Source organism: Pseudosporangium ferrugineum (assembly GCF_003002065.1).
In the GTDB taxonomy this organism is placed as follows: domain Bacteria; phylum Actinomycetota; class Actinomycetes; order Mycobacteriales; family Micromonosporaceae; genus Actinoplanes; species Actinoplanes ferrugineus_A.
This window is the reverse complement of record NZ_PVZG01000036.1, coordinates 22,772-39,420: the sequence shown is the minus strand read 5'-3', so window position 1 is coordinate 39,420 and position 16,649 is coordinate 22,772. Positions and strand designations below refer to the sequence as shown.

The 16,649-nt window shown below is 68.2% G+C and carries 18 protein-coding genes; 9 read left to right on the top strand and 9 right to left on the bottom strand.

Translation table 11 applies throughout. The features are described 5' to 3' along the window. Nucleotides 1-326 precede the first annotated feature (326 nt). Together CLV70_RS36655 and CLV70_RS36650 are read left to right on the top strand one after the other, a co-directional pair. Nucleotides 327-1,112 (top strand): helix-turn-helix domain-containing protein, encoded by a 786-nt coding sequence (locus CLV70_RS36655; protein ID WP_245908740.1) that lies wholly within the window; start codon nt 327-329, stop codon nt 1,110-1,112. Beyond that, nucleotides 1,103-1,306: a DUF397 domain-containing protein gene (locus tag CLV70_RS36650; protein WP_106131217.1), complete on the top strand. Its 204-nt coding sequence runs from the start codon at nt 1,103-1,105 to the stop codon at nt 1,304-1,306. Before CLV70_RS36655 ends, CLV70_RS36650 begins: the two co-directional genes overlap by 10 nt. 94 nt (nt 1,307-1,400) lie before the next feature. Here the strand turns inward: CLV70_RS36650 and CLV70_RS36645 are convergent, their stop codons facing one another. Together CLV70_RS36645 and CLV70_RS36640 are read right to left on the bottom strand one after the other, a co-directional pair. Continuing rightward, complete coding sequence (locus CLV70_RS36645) at nt 1,401-2,162, bottom strand: hypothetical protein (protein WP_106131216.1); 762 nt, start codon at nt 2,160-2,162, stop codon at nt 1,401-1,403. A gap of 700 nt (nt 2,163-2,862) precedes the next feature. Next, nucleotides 2,863-3,651: an ElyC/SanA/YdcF family protein gene (locus tag CLV70_RS36640; protein ID WP_245908738.1), complete on the bottom strand. Its 789-nt coding sequence runs from the start codon at nt 3,649-3,651 to the stop codon at nt 2,863-2,865. Between the two features lie 223 nt (nt 3,652-3,874). Between CLV70_RS36640 and CLV70_RS36635 the strand changes: the two genes are divergently transcribed. The 3 genes from CLV70_RS36635 (at nt 3,875) to CLV70_RS39410 (ending at nt 7,096) form a co-directional block, all read left to right on the top strand. Next, on the top strand, nt 3,875-4,228 hold the full coding sequence (locus tag CLV70_RS36635; protein WP_146164306.1) for a hypothetical protein: 354 nt from the start codon (nt 3,875-3,877) through the stop codon (nt 4,226-4,228). Between the two features lie 101 nt (nt 4,229-4,329). Continuing rightward, entirely contained in the window at nt 4,330-5,580 is a 1,251-nt protein-coding gene (locus tag CLV70_RS36630; RefSeq protein ID WP_106131223.1) for a hypothetical protein, read from the top strand. A 685-nt stretch (nt 5,581-6,265) separates the two neighbouring features. Continuing rightward, on the top strand, nt 6,266-7,096 hold the full coding sequence (locus CLV70_RS39410) for a DUF6082 family protein (RefSeq protein WP_146164305.1): 831 nt from the start codon (nt 6,266-6,268) through the stop codon (nt 7,094-7,096). Here CLV70_RS39410 and CLV70_RS36625 read toward each other — a convergent pair. From CLV70_RS36625 to CLV70_RS36610, 3 genes are all read right to left on the bottom strand, one after another. Next, on the bottom strand, nt 7,093-7,323 hold the full coding sequence (locus CLV70_RS36625; RefSeq protein ID WP_106131214.1) for a DUF397 domain-containing protein: 231 nt from the start codon (nt 7,321-7,323) through the stop codon (nt 7,093-7,095). The two genes, CLV70_RS39410 and CLV70_RS36625, sit on opposite strands and share 4 nt — an antisense overlap. A 520-nt stretch (nt 7,324-7,843) precedes the next feature. Beyond that, on the bottom strand, nt 7,844-8,113 hold the full coding sequence (locus CLV70_RS36615; protein ID WP_146164304.1) for a hypothetical protein: 270 nt from the start codon (nt 8,111-8,113) through the stop codon (nt 7,844-7,846). 262 nt (nt 8,114-8,375) lie between these two features. Next, on the bottom strand, nt 8,376-8,987 hold the full coding sequence (locus tag CLV70_RS36610; RefSeq protein WP_211304036.1) for a TetR/AcrR family transcriptional regulator: 612 nt from the start codon (nt 8,985-8,987) through the stop codon (nt 8,376-8,378). A gap of 49 nt (nt 8,988-9,036) precedes the next feature. On the opposite strand from CLV70_RS36610, the gene CLV70_RS36605 reads away from it, so the two are divergent. Further along, nucleotides 9,037-9,915 carry an alpha/beta fold hydrolase gene (locus tag CLV70_RS36605; protein ID WP_158277919.1) on the top strand — a complete coding sequence of 293 codons (879 nt, stop codon included), beginning with the start codon at nt 9,037-9,039 and terminating at the stop codon, nt 9,913-9,915. Between the two features lie 6 nt (nt 9,916-9,921). On the opposite strand, the gene CLV70_RS36600 is transcribed toward CLV70_RS36605, so the two are convergent. Then, a complete protein-coding gene (locus tag CLV70_RS36600) occupies nt 9,922-10,563 on the bottom strand; it encodes a NeuD/PglB/VioB family sugar acetyltransferase (RefSeq protein WP_106131209.1) in 642 nt (213 codons plus the stop codon). Nucleotides 10,564-10,795: 232 nt separating this feature from the next. Between CLV70_RS36600 and CLV70_RS36595 the strand changes: the two genes are divergently transcribed. Next, the gene (locus CLV70_RS36595; protein ID WP_146164303.1) at nt 10,796-11,356 is read left to right on the top strand and encodes a hypothetical protein; all 561 of its coding nucleotides are present in this window, start codon (nt 10,796-10,798) and stop codon (nt 11,354-11,356) included. Nucleotides 11,357-11,393: 37 nt separating this feature from the next. Next, nucleotides 11,394-12,953: an alpha/beta hydrolase gene (locus tag CLV70_RS36590; RefSeq protein ID WP_146164302.1), complete on the top strand. Its 1,560-nt coding sequence runs from the start codon at nt 11,394-11,396 to the stop codon at nt 12,951-12,953. 297 nt (nt 12,954-13,250) lie between these two features. Here CLV70_RS36590 and CLV70_RS36585 read toward each other — a convergent pair whose 3' ends face one another. Further along, nucleotides 13,251-13,781 carry a hypothetical protein gene (locus tag CLV70_RS36585; protein ID WP_106131206.1) on the bottom strand — a complete coding sequence of 177 codons (531 nt, stop codon included), beginning with the start codon at nt 13,779-13,781 and terminating at the stop codon, nt 13,251-13,253. Between the two features lie 420 nt (nt 13,782-14,201). On the opposite strand from CLV70_RS36585, the gene CLV70_RS36580 reads away from it, so the two are divergent. Next, nucleotides 14,202-14,870: a DUF4232 domain-containing protein gene (locus CLV70_RS36580; RefSeq protein ID WP_106131205.1), complete on the top strand. Its 669-nt coding sequence runs from the start codon at nt 14,202-14,204 to the stop codon at nt 14,868-14,870. A 6-nt stretch (nt 14,871-14,876) separates the two neighbouring features. Here CLV70_RS36580 and CLV70_RS36575 read toward each other — a convergent pair whose 3' ends face one another. Continuing rightward, nucleotides 14,877-15,521 carry a sugar transferase gene (locus tag CLV70_RS36575; RefSeq protein WP_106131204.1) on the bottom strand — a complete coding sequence of 215 codons (645 nt, stop codon included), beginning with the start codon at nt 15,519-15,521 and terminating at the stop codon, nt 14,877-14,879. Beyond that, nucleotides 15,518-16,648: an aminotransferase class I/II-fold pyridoxal phosphate-dependent enzyme gene (locus CLV70_RS36570; protein WP_106131203.1), complete on the bottom strand. Its 1,131-nt coding sequence runs from the start codon at nt 16,646-16,648 to the stop codon at nt 15,518-15,520. Before CLV70_RS36570 ends, CLV70_RS36575 begins: the two co-directional genes overlap by 4 nt. Nucleotide 16,649 lies beyond the last annotated feature (1 nt).

Genomic DNA, 16,649 nt, shown 5'->3' with positions numbered 1-16,649 from the left:
GCAATCACAAGTTTCCCCTGCCAGAGAGGCACTTCCGTCTATTTACACGCCGGTCGGGCCCACCAGTTGATGATCACCGTGAATCACCCGGGCTAGGACTCTCGTCCTGCTTCAAAGCGTAGACGGGCCGTTGAGGAACGATGTCCGCCCTGGTCTCAGCAAGCTAGGTTGATCAACCGCCCTCCGCTCAGCACGCCTCGAGCGGGTTGGCGACGGAAGGCCTTGTCGACTTTGCGTTGCATCCCAAAGTCCGCAACACTGCTCCTGGCACGATGCAGGGCTCGTCGACTCTCTTCTACTGAGGTTTACAGATGGATCGTCCGCCGATGTTGGAACTCTTCGCTGGCGAGCTGCGCCGGCTCCGGATGGCGGCCGGGCTGTCTCAGGAAGCTCTTGGGGAGCGCATCAGCTACTCGGCCTCTTTGGTCGCCGCCGTGGAGCAGTGCCGGCGTCTGCCGCAGAACGAGTTCGCCGAGGAGTGTGACTCCGCGCTCGGTGCCGGTGGTCTGCTGCTGCGTATCCGCGAGTCGATCATGCGCGAGTCGCTGACACCGTGGTTTCGGGAGTGGGTAGCGATCGAGCAGAAGGCGACCGCCTTGCGGTCGTTCGAGCCGCTGGTTGTTCCAGGTCTGTTGCAGACCGAGGACTACGTCCGTGCGTTGCTGGAAGGTGCCAGTCAACTGTCGGGCGACGCTCGTGAGCAGTTGGTCACTTCTCGGCTTGCTCGGCAGCCGATCTTGGAAGGGACATCACCGCCGCTCATGGTCGCCGTGATGGACGAGGTGGTGTTGGAGCGTCCGGTCGGCAGCCCGAAGGTGATGCGAGCACAGCTCCTGCACCTGGTGGATGTCGCCAGCCGGCCGCGGGTCCACCTGCATGTCGTGCCGAAGGCGGCTGGCGCTTATCCCGGTCTCAACGGTGCGTTCGTGATCGCCACGTCGCCGGAGGGCGACGATTTGGGATACCTCGACAATCAGCTCAAAGGCACTGTGGTCGAGCGGTCGGCGGACGTACTATCGCTGCGGCAAACGTGGGAGTCCGTGAGAGCTGAGGCTCTGACACAAGGGCAGAGCACCAAGTTGATCTCGGAGGCGGCAGCGGCGTGGACCTGAGCGGTGCTATCTGGCACAAGAGTTCTCGCAGCAGCGGCAACGGCGGGAACTGTGTCGAGGTGGCCGACAATCTCCCCGACATCGTTGCCGTCCGCGACAGCAAGAATCCCAACGGTCCCGTCCTCACCTTCGACCGCGCAACGTGGCGCGCCTTCATCGAGGACATCAAGCACGGCGGATCACCCGCGGTTTGATCCTGGACTGCCAGGTCGACACCGGGCTGGGCGATCTCTCACAACGTGTTCGAAAGGCGCGTCATGGGCGCGAGTGCCGTGCGGAGCTGTGTGCTTAACGGGAGGCGCTGTGCTGTACTCCGGCGTGTCCACCGTGAAGGTCGATCACGGTCTGCCGATGCTGGTCAGTCCACGTAAAACCGAACGGATCCACGCTGACCCGGGCTGAGCCATCCCAGCGCAGCCCCTTGCATCCCCGCACCAGGTCATCACCATGGAATGCGGCATCGAGAAGTCCGCTCCGAGTGATCAACTCCCCAGCAGCAGTGGCCACCTCTACACAGACGTGGCCGAACCCGTCGTCGGAGATGCTGGCCACGGCGCGAGCCCGATGTCTTCGATCCGGCGCCCACTTCCACGGGCCTTCCGACCGGAAGCGAAATCCCCTCGCCTCGACACGGTGTAGCGCGTCTGTGAGCACGGTGGGATCCCAGCCAAGCGCCGGAGCGAGCATCAAGACCCCGTGGTGCACGATGCCCAAGCTCACCCGGCGCTTTTCGTCGATGGGCAGCGTCGCGAAACCGACCGGTACCCCGACCCATCCGTGCTCCTGGCCGGCACCGGTGTACCAGGCTCGGACCTCCACCATGTCTCCGAGCGGGGCATCCAGCGCAGGCTGCGGTCGATGCCACGTGGTGGCGTCCAGTCGCATGACAGACGCCCTTGCGACCAGTGCCAGGCTCGGTAGCTCCTGGCTGTACGCCTCGCAGATGCCGCGACTGATCCGGACGAAGGAGTCTACGTCGGGATCATCCCACCAGGGCCGCTCTGCAAAGCCGGTGTCCGGCCACACATGTACCTGGCGGAACTTCGGCATGCAGGCACTTTAAGGGGCGACCCGCCCGGCCAGAACCACCCTCGTCGGCGGGTCCTACAGCGGCTCGTCTTCTCAAATACGCGCTCAGCGACTACGGAACCGCTGGGCGCGAGTGAGGTTTCCAGCACGGCCGGCGGTCGTTGTCGGATAGGCGGCCGTAGGCGCCGTCCGCCAGTCGCTCTGTTCCAGTTGCTCCGCGTAACGCCGCCGGACACTTTGGAGGCGGGCGTCCACGCAGGGCCAAGTCAGGCCGCAGGTGCAGCGTCTACGCCATATGCACCAGCGTGGTCCGCGTGGTTGGTGGATGGTGTGCCGCTGGTTCACTGGTCGACCTCCGGATCGCACGAGACGATGCGACGGCACGGTGCAGTGGCTGCCCAGCGCGATTAGCAGGCCGCCTCGAACACGGCAAGGCGGCCCGCACGACGCGACCTGTCCTTGGCTCACGTTCCGCCACTCGTTCCAGCCGGCCGTCTGCGCACAGTCTCGTGCGCGACGGAGCGCATCCGTAAGCCTCGGAGCGAACACTCCGCTCTTGTAGGGCTCCGGCGGGCGCCGAGTACAGGTGTGTGCAGAAGCAGTTGCCAGGGCGACTATCCGAACCGTGCAACGGCTCGGTGAGCCCGCCGCCGTGGCCCGGGCTGGACCACCGGCCACAGCCTCCGCGCGACCGGGGGGCCGCTCGCCTGGGCAGGGCCGCTCAGCTGTTCGCCCACCGAGGGTCGGCGATCCGAGGCGCTCCCGCTCCCGTACGGCGCAGTGCCTCGTAAGCTCGCGTGACCTCCGCCGGGACCTCCACGTGGGCGATGTAGCCGCGCCCGGCCGGCCCGTAGCCGTCCCGATCGTCGGTGAGGCGGGGGATCTCGCCCATCAGCAGGGAGATGTACCGGTCGGGCGGCCACATGCCGGCGGGTGGCGTACGGAAACCGAGGTTGCCGTTGATCAGGTCGATGGGGGTCTGGTGGGCGGCGAAGTTCACGATTCTTGCGGCGGGGGCGTGGAGGCGGAAGCCGGCGTCCATGCGCTGCTGCATCGAGGCGTCCTGGATGATCAGGATGCGCCGGTGCGGGATGGTCGCGGCGGTGAGCAGGGCCAGGGCGTTGCGGACGTTGCTGCCGCAGTTGGTCGACTCGTGTTCCAGGAGGTCGGCGTGGACGCCGTGGCGTTCGCGGAGGTAGCGGTCGAAGAGTGCCGCCTCGGTGTGGCCGGGGGCGTCGTCCCAGCCCATGCGGTCGCGCATTGCGGCGCGCAGGACGTCGGTGGAGTGGCCCTGGCCGCCGACGATCATGAAGTGGGCGGCGAGGCCGTCCGCGACCGTCCGGGCGAACAGGTCGCCGCCGGCGAGGATGCTGCCGCCGAAGAGGATGGCGACGTCCGGCGGGCCGCCGGCCGCCTCGGTGACCGCGGCGCGGCTCAGCTCGGCGAGGTCGCGGCGGGCGCAGAAGTCGACGAGCGTGTTGAGGTTCGCGACGACCTCGGCTCCCAGCACGGCTTCGAGGGTATCTCTGGACCGTTCGCATGCGAGTTGGATCACTGATCGGAGCACCGGCGGGCCGGCCGTACAGGCGAAATTGCCTGCTCAGAGCAACCGGGGCGAGCGGGCCGCCGGGTCGCTTGGTTGCTTGACACATCAAACTTATCGTTGACAACTAAATCGTTTCACGGAAGGCTGACATCGAAGCGGATCATTTCGACGCTCGAAGGGGACAATGATGCGTACGAACACGAAGCGGGTTGCCGCCGGCCTTGCCGCGGCCCTGACCACCACGCTGGCCGTGACGCTGCCGGGCTCGCCCGCGCAGGCCGGCGAGCCGTTCAAGAACCCCGACGTGGGCCTGGTCTTCTACTCGTCCAACCCGCTCGAGGTGGTCGGCCGCCAGGCGGCCCCGGACGACCTGTGCCGCCCGATCCCGGCCAAGGCCACGTGGACGATCGACTGGAACAACGCGTTCCCGAACGGCGTCGTCGGCTACACCAACGCGGACTGCAGCGGCGAGCCGCGGTTCTACATCGACACCTTCCACAGCTGGCCGGAGAACTACCTGCTGTCCTACAAGTCGCTCTGACCGCGCGTCCCGGTGGCCGTCCCCACGGACAGCCACCGGGACAGCCCGGCAATGAAGCCACGAACGCCGCGGGAGTGGACCGGGCCGCCTACGTTGGGCCGGTGCTCGTACTCCGGAGGGTCCTGTCCTCGATCCTGACGGTGATCGCGTGCGTCGGGGCGTTCCGGCTGGTCGCGCCCGCCACCGCGACAGATCAAGATCAAGAGCCTCCCGGCGTACGCCGGCAGCTAGCGTTCCTGAAGCAAGAGCTGGATTCCGGCGCGGACGTGGACGCCCAGTCGCTGTTCCCGGAGGGCTATTTCTTCCTCAACGTCCTCTACGGCCTGACCTGGGTCGACCTCGGCAACCGCGGGGTCGAACCGGAACGGGCCGCCGACGAGGCCGCCTGGGCGCTGTCCCGGATGGAGTCGCCGCAGGGGCGGGCGCCGTTCGACCCGTCGGCGGTGCCCCCGTACGGCGTCTTCTACGCCGGCTGGACCAACCGGCTGCGGGCCGGGCTGCTGACCCTGCGGGACGTTCCGGAGCAGCGTACGAAACTGCTCGCCGGCTCGAAGGCGCTGGCCGCCGCGTTCGATGCCTCCCCCACGCCGTTCCTCACCGCCTACCCGGGGCAGGCGTGGCCGTGCGACTCGACCGTCGCGATCGCCTCCCTGCGGCTGGCCGACACGGTGACCGGCGGCTCCACCTTCGCCCCGGCCGTGACCCGCTGGGTGCAGCGCTCGCAGAACCTGCTCGACCCGGCGACCGGCCTGCTCCCGCACTACGTGGACCCCGCCACCGGCGCCCAGGTGGACGGCGCCCGCGGCACCTCCCAGGCGATCATCCAGCGCTTCCTGCCGGAGATCGACCCGGCGTTCGCCCGCGGCCAGTACCTCACCTTCCGTGACAAGTTCCTGGACCGGCCGTTCTTCCTCGGCCCCGCCGTCCGGGAGTACCCGCACGGCGTCGACGGCCCCGGCGACGTCGACTCCGGCCCACTGATCCACGGCATCAGCCTCTCCACCACGGTCGTAGCCCTCGGCGCCGCCCAGACCCACGGCGACGCCTCCCTCGCCGGAGCCCTCGCCAACTTCGGCGAGCTCGCCGGCCTGCCGGTCACCGGCCCCGACACCAAGCGGTACGCCTTCGGCCTGCTCCCGATCGGCGACGCCTTCCTCGCCTGGTCGAAATCCGCCGTCCCGGCCGGGACGGAGAGCCCGGAGCCGGCCCTCACCGGCTGGTGGCGCACACCGCTGCTGCTTCTGCTCCTGCTGCTCGGTCTCGGCCCCTGGCTCCCGGCGATCCGCCGCTCAGCGCGAACCCGCCGCCGCGCGACCCGAGTCCCGGACGACAAGGTCCGCGCCGGCAGTTGACGGCGAGACCCGCGACGGTCCTGGACCGGACGGAGCGGAGATCACCTCAAGGCACCGGTGCGACGCCTGAGTCACCTCGCAGCGCATCACATCATCACCGGACGCCGCGGTCGACCGGCACTACGAGCCCGCCTTGGCACCTGTGGTCGAAAGCGGCGGTGTTGCCGGCGGAGGCATCACGGCCGGCGCAAGCCTTTCGCGCTCCTTCAAGACCACTTCCGAGCGGCGTTGCCTCGTCCACGTTCTTCGATTGCATGTACAGCGATGCATTGATTGCCGTTAGTAGCATTGAGCTGTTGGCGGCGGAGAGGAGCAGCCGCGCCAGTGATGTTCGCACCGATGGTGCGACAAAGGATTGGCCCTTCCACACCCACAGACGACAACCACTCGGACGCCCCATGATCCGCAACGAAGGATGAGGCGCCAGGGCCCGAGCATCCGCGACCTTGTCCGAACTACGCCAATCCTGCCGATCGAACTTCTGCACGATGCGGCAGGCAAGTTTGAGAAGCCGCCACGTTAGCGATCCGCTCCGCTTGATACAGGCACTCCACGAGGGACCAGGACGCGGATAAATTCGAGCCTCTGCAAGGCACTCCTACGACATGAAAACGGGCGCCAGTTGCGCCGGAAAGCTCGTTCCCATTCGGCGCCTTTTGGCGGTCTCAAGAGACAGGAGTGCCCAGTGCAGAAGAAGAGGGGTAGGCCCCGAAAAGACGATGTTTTCGGCGGCGGAGCCATCGTCAGATGGCGTCTGACATATGCCGCGAAATTTGCATTTGCAACATCACTCCTGCTGTTCGTGCTCAGCGCGATAGTCTATTCCCCCTTCATAATGAAAGGGCTCGCCGGAGAGCGAATTGACTGGGAAAGTCTATCTGATGTCGGGCAAGCCTACGGCGGCATGTCGGCGGTGCTAGCGGGGTTGGCGCTGTGCGGGGTGGGGTCTTCGCTGACGCTGCAGCAGCGTCAAACGCGCCAGGACCGAGCCAGCGGTGAACGTCAGAGGCATCTTGAATTGATCAAATTGGCGATCGATCACCCAGAATTCCTCGAAGTGGTGGACATTGACCTTTTCAAGGACCCCAGGAGTGCCGCACTAATGTACGCCAATCTGTCGGTCGGACATTGGCTCGCAGCATGGGAGCTCGGCGAGATCGATGACCAGGAACTTCGGTCAAACCTGAGGACCTTCTTCAGAAGTCCTCTTTCGCGAGCTTGGTGGAATGGAGTTGGAGCGCATTGGGTCAGTGGCGCCAACCGCAAGCGGCGGCGATTCCTCTCGATCGTGTTCGAAGAGTTCACCGAAGCGAGAAAGCGAGCTGAATCGTCGCCCCTAGCCATGCTGCGCGAAGGCGAAGCCCCCGACCTTCGCCGGGGGCTTCGTTGCCGGCATGAGAGCAGAAAACCAGTACTGCTTGCCGCAGCCGCCGGCTTCGGCCTGGGAGTCGTTGTCAGCGGCCTGCAGCTGAAGGGCCGGAAAAAGATTCCGCGATCACCCGGCCGCGCCCGCTAGATTCCGTCGCTCTTCACCGCCTCGACGAAGGCTGCCCAGCTTTCCTGACTGAAGGAAAGGACCGGACCTTCGACGTCTTTGGAGTCGCGTACGAAAATCTGCCCAGGAATCGCGGCCACTTCGACACACGTCCCCTGGTAGGAACTGCGGCGACTCTTGTGCCACTGGAGCTCATCTGTGCTGCGTGAACGGCGAAGGCGCTGTGACGTGCGAATGTTGTTGATCATGCCTCCACGTTAGGTGAAAGGAATCCCCGCGCACCGCCAAACCCCGACGTGCAGGGCTCGCGGGACGGCCCAAGGTCGGATATGGCGGCAGGCGCCATCGAGGACGACGACCGCTGACTCCGATCGCCGCTCCGATTAACGAACGCGGCGCCGTTCGGCGACGCGAAGCGCCCCGACCGCCGTGCCAGCACTCCCGCACAGGCAGAGAGATCCGTGGTTCCGTGGGAGGTTGAGCGTGGCAGGATAGGCGGTCACGCAGAGCCGCTCGATGGCTCCGCGCCTGCTGAAGCAGCGCTCCGATGCCTGGCCCGAGAAAGCCGAGGACAGCGTGGTGTACTTCGCCGTTCTCGACACCGCGCGCCGGAACGTGCTGCAGGTCGAGCACCGCAGGGCCGGCGCTTGGACGTTCCCCGGCGGTCACGTCGCGCCGAGATGCCCATCGTCACGGTGATCCGCCGCGCGGCCGAACTCGGCATCGAGGCCACCCTGCACCCGGCGTTCGCCGATCGCCCCGTCCTGGTCACCAGGGCGCGACCGAGCCGGAACACGACGACGTAAGCCTGTGGTTCGTCCTGTCCGGCACGCAGACCACGAGGGCGACCCGGTGAAGTACGGCCGCATGCCCGGCGATCAGCAACTCCCCGAACATCGCCGCGGCGAGGCACATACCGGCGATCCGCCCCTCCACCAACGCCACCCCATCGGCGTCGCGGTGCATCAACCGGAACATGTCGTCCGCCACCGACGGCCAGATCGCCCCCGCATTCCGATGGTTTCCGTAGTAAGCCACGCGCTGATTCCTCACTCCGAGCGGATGATGAGCCGCGAACCGGAACCCAGCGCGATGAGCGGGCCGCCCCGACCACCGTCAAAGCGACCCGCGCGACGCGACCTGTCCTTGGCATGCAATGCAATGCCACCCGTTCCAGCCGGCCGTCCACCACCAGTCTCGTGCGCTGTACGGCGGAACGTAAGCCTCGGAACCGACACGCGACGCTTGTAGGACTTCGATCGTCACCGGGTGCAGGCGCGTGCAGAAGCGTTCGTCGACCCTATCCGGGCCGGTTGCCGCTGAACAGCCGGTCGAGCTGGTACTCGAGGATCCGCAGCGCCGCGGCACCGTCCCGTTGGCCGCCCAGCACGCTGGAGCCGAGCCCGTGGGTCAGCGCCACCAGCGCGGCCGCGGTGAGCACTGGATCCACATCGGACGCCACCTCACCCGCCTCCTGGGCCAAGGTGATCTGCTTGGCCAGTAGGGACTCCAGCTTGTCCGGGTACGTGGCGCCGTGCCGCTCGCCCAGCTCCGGTTCGCTGAACACCAGCGTGTAGAAGCCGGTGTAGGCCCGCGTCAGCCGGACGCTCTCCTCATCGGTCGGCAGGGCCGCCGTGAGCGTGCCGTAGACGACGGTGCGCGGAGTGACCGGGCCGAGCGCCCGGATGCTCGCCGAGACCCGGTCCGTGAGCTGCTCGCCGAGATACGCGAGCGCGGCCACCAGGAGCTGCTCCTTGGTGTGGAAGTAGTACTGCACAAGGCGCAGCGAGACACCGGCCTCGGCTGCCACCTCGCGCATGGTGGCCGACTGGAGGCCGCGCGTGCTCGCTATCCGCAACAGGGCCTCGCCGATCTGCCGCCGTCGCTGCTCGTGATCCACCCGTTTCGGCACGGCTTTCATGATACGCTCGTACCAAATAAAACGTAGGACGGAGGCCCCGATGCCGATCGGCGAGTTCCGCAATGATCAGGCCCGCTCTCGCTTCCTCACCGTCTACGACGACCTGGCCGGCCGGCTCTGGCCGGCCGCCTCGGTCGACTCCGATGTGGTCACCAGCTTCGGCACGACCCGGGTCCACCGGCTCGGCGAGAGCAGCGGGACGCCGTTCGTGCTGCTTCCGGGCTCGGGCGGGCCGTCGCTGATGTGGCACTCCTACGTCGGCCGGCTCGCCGGGTCCCGCCCGGTGATCGCGATCGACCCCGTCGGGGAGCCCGGCCCGTCCGTCCAGACCCGAGCCATCACCAGCGGCGACGAATGGTCCCAGTGGCTCGGCGAGGTCCTCGCCGAGCTGGGGGTCAGTCGCGCCCATCTGGTCGGCACGTCGTTCGGCGGGTGGGTCGCCCTGTGTCACGCCATGCGCTCACCGTACGCCGTGGAGAGCCTCGCCCTGCTCGACCCGGGCGGCTTCGGGAAGGTCAGCAAGAAATTCGTGGCCTGGATCATCGCGTGCGGCCTGGTGGGCTTCACACCCCGGCCGGTCCGCCACGCCCTGTCCCGGCCGCTGCGCAACGTGACCCTGCGCGACGACGACGCCATCCCGCTGGTCAAGGCGAGCTTCGGCTTCCGCCGCCGGCACATGATGCCCACCCCGCTGACCGACGACGACCTCGCCCGCATCACGGCACCCACCCTCGTGATCATCGGCGGCCACAGCCAGCTCTACGACGCACGCGAGGTCGCGGCCAGGCTCACCACGCGGATGCCGCACGCCGTCGCCGAGATCATCCCCGAGGCCAGCCACGACGTGGTCCTCTGGCGTACGGACGAACTCGCCGACCGGATCGTCACGTTCGCCGCGGGCACCCGGACGCCGTCCTGAGCGCGCTCAGCGCGCCGGGACGCCCTTGACCACCGTGCCGGGCGGCACCGGACGGACCACGCACGCGCCGGCGCCGACGGTGGCGCCGGCGCCGACGGTCAGGCCCTGCAGCACCGCGGCCGTGGTGCCGATCAGCACCCGCTCCCCCAGGTGGCAGTCCCCCGAGACGGCGGCCAGCGGATTCACCTGGACGAAGTCGTCCAGCACGCTGTCGTGCCCCACCGTCGCATTCTGATTCAGGTGGACATGCCGCCCGAGCCGCACGTCGGTCGTCACCCGGGCGCCGGCGAACAGCACCACCCCGTCGGCGAAGTCGTTGTCGAGCCCGACGGTAGCCGCGGGGTGGATCAGCGGCGCGGCCGCGGCACGGTCCGGCCCGATCTTGGCGGCGACCTTCGCCCGTACGCGCGGATCCCCGATCCCGACGACGTACCGGACGTCGTCGTCCATCGCCGCCAGGCGCCCGACCTCCCCCAGGAACGGCACCCCGAGCCGGGCCAGCCGCCCGAGGTTGACGTCGCTGGGCGCATCGTCGACGAAACCCTCGACCCGCCACGGCCCGCCCCGGGCCTCGTTGATCGCGCGCACGAGGCCGTACACCTCACGACCGTGACCACCGCATCCGACAATGACCAAGGGCTCGGACACTTGTCACTCCTCCGACCTCAGCGCCGGCGAGACCGGCGCACAGCACAGGTCCTAACGGCTCCGCCCCCCGATGCGCTACTGCCCGGACTTCAGCGATGCGCCGGGGTGAAATTCGGTCGTGGGGTTCGGGGTACGGCGGGAGACTGCGGCCATGTTGCTGACGGTCGCCGGGTCGAGCTGTTCGGGGAAGTCCACCGCGGCGTGGGCTTGTGCGGGACTCGAACGGCTTGTCGTGCATGACTTCGATGAGATCGGGGTTCCGGCCGGCGCGGACCTGGTGTGGCGTCAGCGCAGCACGGAGGAGTGGATCCGGCGCGTGCTGCGGTACCAGGCCGAGGGTGTCGACGTGCTGTTGACCGGGCAGTCGCCGCTGGGTGAGGTGCTGGCGTGCCCGTCGGCGGTCGAGCTGGACGGGATCGCGGCCTGCCTGGTGGACGTGGACGACCGGGAGCGTTGGGAGCGGCTGGAACGCCGCGATCCGGGGCGTTGGAGCACCGACGCCAAGCGGGCGTTCATCGGCTGGGCGCGGTGGAACCGTGGCCACGCCGCCGATCCCCGGCATCTGCCCGAGGCGATCACCACCGGAGCTTGGAAGCAGATGCGGTGGTCCCGGTGGAACACCTGGTCCGGCGACGATCCTCGGTGGGCAGTTCACGTCGTGGACACGACGCGACGAGCCGTGGAGCAGTCGGTGGCCGACCTCAGGCAGTGGATCCGTGGCGTTCGTGCCGGTTTCGCGGAGGGGCAGCTCCCCCTGGGTGCGGGCAAATGGGCCGATACTCGTCGCCGTTGATCGAATCCTGGCGGGCTCGGCGAGCGTCTTGCCGTACATGAATGAAGTCCGAAAGCGTCCGAAAGCACTCGCCGCAATCGCCGCGCTGGTGACCGTCGCCGCGCTGGCCCTTGCCCCGACGGCCGGCGCGGCGACGGCGGCCCCTCGGCCGGCCGCCGGCGATCCGGCGGCGTTGCCGGAGCGTTTCACGAAGCAGTCGCTCGACTGGCAGGAATGCTACGAGGACGACTTCTACAAGGGATTGCAGTGCGCCACGATCGACGCCCCGATCGACTACCTCAGCCCCGACAACGGCAGTCTCACCGTACGGATCTCGAGGATCGTCACCAGCACTCCGGACAAGCACCGCGGCGTCCTGCTCTTCAACCCGGGCGGGCCCGGCGCCCCCGGGTTGACGGAACCGTTGTTCAAGCGCGACGACCTTCCCGAATCGGTACGCCGGCAGTACGACCTCATCGGGTTCGACCCGCGCGGCATCGGTGACAGCAGCCCGATCAGCTGCGGGCTGGAAGGCGACGAGGCGGTCCAGTACTTCCCGTACCGGGAGGACAAGTACGAGCACTACGTGGCGGCGGCGCAGGCGGTCGCCGACAAATGCGCGGCTGCCGGGCCGACCGCGGGGCACATCTCCACCCGCAACACCGCCCGCGACATGGATCTGATCAGGATCCTGCTCGGCGAGAAGAAGATCTCCTACTTCGGTGTCTCGTACGGCACCTACCTGGGCGCCGTCTACACCCAGCTCTTCCCGGACCGCACCGACCGGATGGTGCTGGACAGCAACCTGGACCCGGGCCGGATGGGCAACGACATCTTCCTGGCGATGACCGAGGCCTTCAGCGACGTCTTCGCGCGGTTCACGCAGTCGGTCGCCGAGCACGACGACACCTACCACCTGGGCGCCACCCCGGAGGCCGTCGAGAAGACCGTGTTCGACCTCGTCGCCGAGATCGACCGGCACCCGATCGACATCGACGGCCGCAAGTTCGCCGGGCAGGAGGCGCGGTCCGGCATCGCCTCCGCCTCGTACGACGTCGAAGAGGGGGTGCAATACCTGCGCACGCTGCGCGACGCCCTCGACGGCAAACCGCAAGACCTGGTGATTCCCGAGTACGGCGGAGGCGACGATCAGGGCACCTCGGTCTTCTGGTCGGTCCTCTGCAACGACAGCGCCGACTGGCCCCGCGGCGCGGAGGGCTTCCGCGAGCAGGTCGCCGAGGCGATGCGGCGCTACCCCCTGATCGGCGACTTCCTGACCAGCGTCAAGCCCTGCGGCTTCTGGTCCCTGCCCCGCCCGGAGCCGGACCTCGTGGTCGCCAACGACGTACCGGCCCTGCTCCTGCAGAACGAATACGACCCGGCGACGCCGGCCACGCTCGCCCACGGCCTGCACAAGGCCCTGCGCGAATCACGTCTCGTCACGGTCGAGAAGGCCCTGAACCACGGCGTCTACGGCGACGCGAACCCGTGCGTCGTCGAGGTCGTCCACGCGTACCTGGCCACGGGCGAACTCCCGGCCCAGGACATCACCTGCCAGCAGGAGGACCGCCCGGAGGAACGACAGCCGACGAAGCTCAGCGAGCCGGCACGCCTTTAGGCACGGCGCCACCCGGCACGGGTTGGACCACGCAGGCGTCGGCGCCGACCGTCGCGCCGATGCCTGCGATCAGCCCGTAGGTCTCGCGCCCGTGCCGGCCGCATCCGATGATGACCCGCGGCTCCGACATTTAGTGACTCCTCTGTCTCAGCACAGGTCATAACGGATCGGTCGGACGGTCGCTACTGGCCGCAGGACGGCCATGTCGTCACAGACGGGTCTGAGCCCGTCCGATGAGGCTGTCGGTGGGGGCCGAGTGCCATCGAACGGGCTCAGCGACGCGTTGATCCGCAAGCGTTATGCGGCCTTCTGCGCACCCGTCACGGTGATCGACAGCGTGAAGCCACAGCCCTTCGTGGCGTCCGTGTCCAGCTTGATCCCGTTCGGGATGGTCACGTCCTTGTAGCCCTGCTTCGGCACGGTGAGATCCGCTTCCGGGTAACCCGGGAAGGCGTACGAGGTCCCGTTGACCGGCAGAGTGGTGGTGAACCAGGTGATGCTGCAGCCATCCTTCGGCGCGAAGTTGGTCGCCTCGACCTTCTGCAGGAGCACCGGGAAGGGGTTCGGGTTGTTCACCCGGAACGTCACATTGGCCTCCGCGCCCGGGAAGAGCTTCGGAGCCGCCGCTCCGGCGGTGACCGTCAGGTTCTGCGTGGCGTAGGCCTCGCCCTCCACCGTGCCCGAGCCCGTCAGACCCGAGATGATCGCGTACGCGGCGGTGGGGATGACCGCCACGGCGGCGACCGCGCCCAAGGCGACGTACTTGCGGGTCTTCTTCGCCGCGGCCTTCTTGGCCTGCTCGCGGACGACGGTCTCAGAAAAGTGCACAGACATTGAAATTCCTTTTAAGTCAGCGTGGCCAACAGCGGCCGCGTTCTGCCCGGACTAACAACTGCCGGAGACCGTCGGCATTGGCCCGAATAGACAACAACCCTCGCTGATTGGGGTCGCGACCAGGCCGCCTCGAACGAGTCGACCGACCCACCTTCGGGCACCGTGACCATCCGGCTGATGTGCGCGCCGTCGACAGGTCGGCAAGCAATGGCGGTGCCGCTGTCAGGTTGGGATTTCGGCCCTCTGACGGCGGCGGAAGGTGCACTCGGGCAACCGGCGAGGGCCGTCTGTCCTACGTCTCCCGGATCTATGCCAGGGTCTCCCGCGCCTGCCCACAGCCGCTCCGGAGATCAACAGGATGGTCTCACCGGTTCACCGATGGCGGTGGACGTTCGAGCAGGAGGTTCAGAGATCGTGAAGAGCACCGGTACCAAGCTTGCCCTGGGTCTGATTCCGGTGGCCGCCGTGGCCGGCCTGGTCGTCGCGTTCACCGGCAGCTCGAACGCCGGCGAGGTGAAGAAGTCCGAGGTCGCCGCTCAGCAGGGCGTCGAGAAGACCGCGAAGAAGCAGAGCGAGTCCAAGAAGGACAGCGAGAGCACGAAGGCCAAGACCAGCAAGGCCTCGAAGGGCAGCGCCGTGCCGGGTTGCCGTACGGACGATATCCGCGCCACCATCACCGCTCAGGGTGACCTTCGCAGCAAGGGGCAGATGGGCCTCGTGGCCATCACGAATGTCTCGTCGCGCGCCTGCCAGGTCGAGGGGCACGCCTACGTGTCGCTGTCGAATGCCGCGAACGAGGTGGTCGAGGTGCCGAAGAAGGCCGTCGACGAGCCGGGGAAGGCCAGCGCCATCGTGCTGAAGCCGGGGACCAGCGCGTTCGAGGGGATCAAGTGGGACCCGTGCTCCAAGGATGACGTGAACTGCCCCACCGGGAACAGCCTGCGGGTCAACCTGGAGGCCTCGACCGACGGCCGGTTCGCGACGCTGGAAGGGTTCCCCCGGCCCGAGAAGCACGACATCACGATGCGCTCGCTGAAGATCGGCACGCTGCAGCCGAGCACCCAGGGCGTGGTGGCCTGGTAAGGGCGGTCAGACCCGGGCGACTCCGCGGGCCCTGCCCCGGCTGCCGGTGAATTCCGGCATCGTGACCTGGCCCTCCGCCGCGATTCCCTCGCGGCGGAGGACCGTTGTCACCGTCTCCACCAGGATGCGCAGGTTGAGGCGGAGCGTGCGGTGGTCGACGTACCAGACGTCGAGGTCGAACTTGTCCTCCCAGGAGAGGGCGTTGCGGCCGCGGACCTGGGCCAGGCCCGTCAGCCCGGGGCGTACCTCGTGGCGGCGGGCCTGCGTCGGCGTGTAGAGGTGCAGGTAGCGGACCAGCAGCGGGCGGGGGCCGACCAGGCTCATGTCGCCCTTGAGGATGTTGAGGAACGTGGGCAGCTCGTCCACGCTCGTGGCGCGCAGGATGCGGCCGAGGCGGGTCATCCGGTCGGCGTCCGTGATCAGGCCGCGGTCCGGGTCGACGTCGCGCATCGTCCGGAATTTGATCATGGTGAACACGCGGCCGTGCAGGCCCGGGCGGGCCTGGCGGAAGAGGACCGGGGTGCCCAGGCGCCAGGCGACCAGCGCGGCGACGGCGAGCATCAGCGGGGCGGTGAGGGTGAGCATCACCAGGGCGACCAGGATGTCGGTGCTGCGCTGGATGCGGTCGTGCAGGCGTACGCGATCGATCATGGTTTCCTCCCCAGGAAGTCCGTGGTGGCCTCGAGGATCCGGTGCTTGTCGGCGTCGGTGAGCACCGAGCCGCTGGGCAGCGTGAGGCCGTGCTCGAAGAGGTGTTCGGCGACGCCGGTCAGGACCGCGCGGGCGCCGGCGAAGACGGGTTGCAGGTGCATCGGCTTGAAGATCGGGCGGGTCTCGATGTGCTCGGCGGCCAGGTGGCGGGCCAGGTCCTCGGCGTGCCAGCCGGTCCGGGCCGGGTCGACGACGATGCTGGTCAGCCAGCAGTTGGCGCCCTCGTCGGCGCCGAGCAGGTCGACGCCGTCGACGCCGGCGAAGAGTTTCGCGTACGCGTCGCGCAGGGCCCGGCGCCGGCCGATCATGTCGTCGAGGCGGCGCAGCTGGGCCCGGCCGAGGGCCGCGAGGAGGTTGCTCAGCCGGTAGTTGTAGCCGATCTCCTCGTGCTGGTAGTGCGGGACCGGCTGCCGGGCCTGGGTGGACAGGTGCCGGCAACGCTCGGCGAGCTTGCGGTCGCCGGACAGCAGCATGCCGCCGCCGGACGTCGTCATGATCTTGTTGCCGTTGAACGAGATGACGCCGGCGGCGCCGAACGAGCCGGCCGGGCGGCCCCGATAGGTGGAGCCGAGCGATTCGGCGGCATCCTCGATCAACGGCACACCGTACGCGTCACACAAACGTATGAGTTCGTCGTAGTCGGCGCACGTGCCGAACAGGTCGACGGGAATGACCGCGCCGACCGTACGGCCCTCGGCGCGCAGTTCGTCGAGGGTCCGGCCGAGCAGGGCGGGATCGATCGTCCCGGTGCGCGGATCGGAGTCGACGAAGACCGGCTCGGCCCCCGTGTACGCGACCGCGTTGGCCGTGGCGGCGAACGTCAGCGTCGGCACCACCACGACCTGACCTGCCTGAACACCGCAGGCGAGGAGGGCGAGGTGCAGGCCGGCCGTGCCCGAGCTGACGGCCACGGCGTGGGCCGCGCCGGACCGGGCGGCGACCTCCCGCTCGAACGCGTCGACGGCCGGGCCGGCCGGTGCGACCCAGCCCGAGCGCAGCGCCTCGACGACATACGCTTCCTCGAGGTCCCCGACGTCGGGGGCGGACAGCAGAATTCGTCCGGTCATC

Excerpts from the sequence above, each read along its gene's own strand:
- CLV70_RS36655 (WP_245908740.1), top strand. The coding sequence starts at position 327 with ATGTTGGAACTCTTCGCTGGCGAGCTGCGCCGGCTCCGGATGGCGGCC.
- CLV70_RS36645 (WP_106131216.1), bottom strand. The coding sequence starts at position 2,162 with ATGCCGAAGTTCCGCCAGGTACATGTGTGGCCGGACACCGGCTTTGCA.
- CLV70_RS36635 (WP_146164306.1), top strand. The coding sequence starts at position 3,875 with ATGCGTACGAACACGAAGCGGGTTGCCGCCGGCCTTGCCGCGGCCCTG.
- CLV70_RS36625 (WP_106131214.1), bottom strand. The coding sequence starts at position 7,323 with ATGATCAACAACATTCGCACGTCACAGCGCCTTCGCCGTTCACGCAGC.
- CLV70_RS36605 (WP_158277919.1), top strand. The coding sequence starts at position 9,037 with ATGCCGATCGGCGAGTTCCGCAATGATCAGGCCCGCTCTCGCTTCCTC.
- CLV70_RS36590 (WP_146164302.1), top strand. The coding sequence starts at position 11,394 with ATGAATGAAGTCCGAAAGCGTCCGAAAGCACTCGCCGCAATCGCCGCG.
- CLV70_RS36575 (WP_106131204.1), bottom strand. The coding sequence starts at position 15,521 with ATGATCGATCGCGTACGCCTGCACGACCGCATCCAGCGCAGCACCGAC.
- CLV70_RS36570 (WP_106131203.1), bottom strand. The coding sequence starts at position 16,648 with ATGACCGGACGAATTCTGCTGTCCGCCCCCGACGTCGGGGACCTCGAG.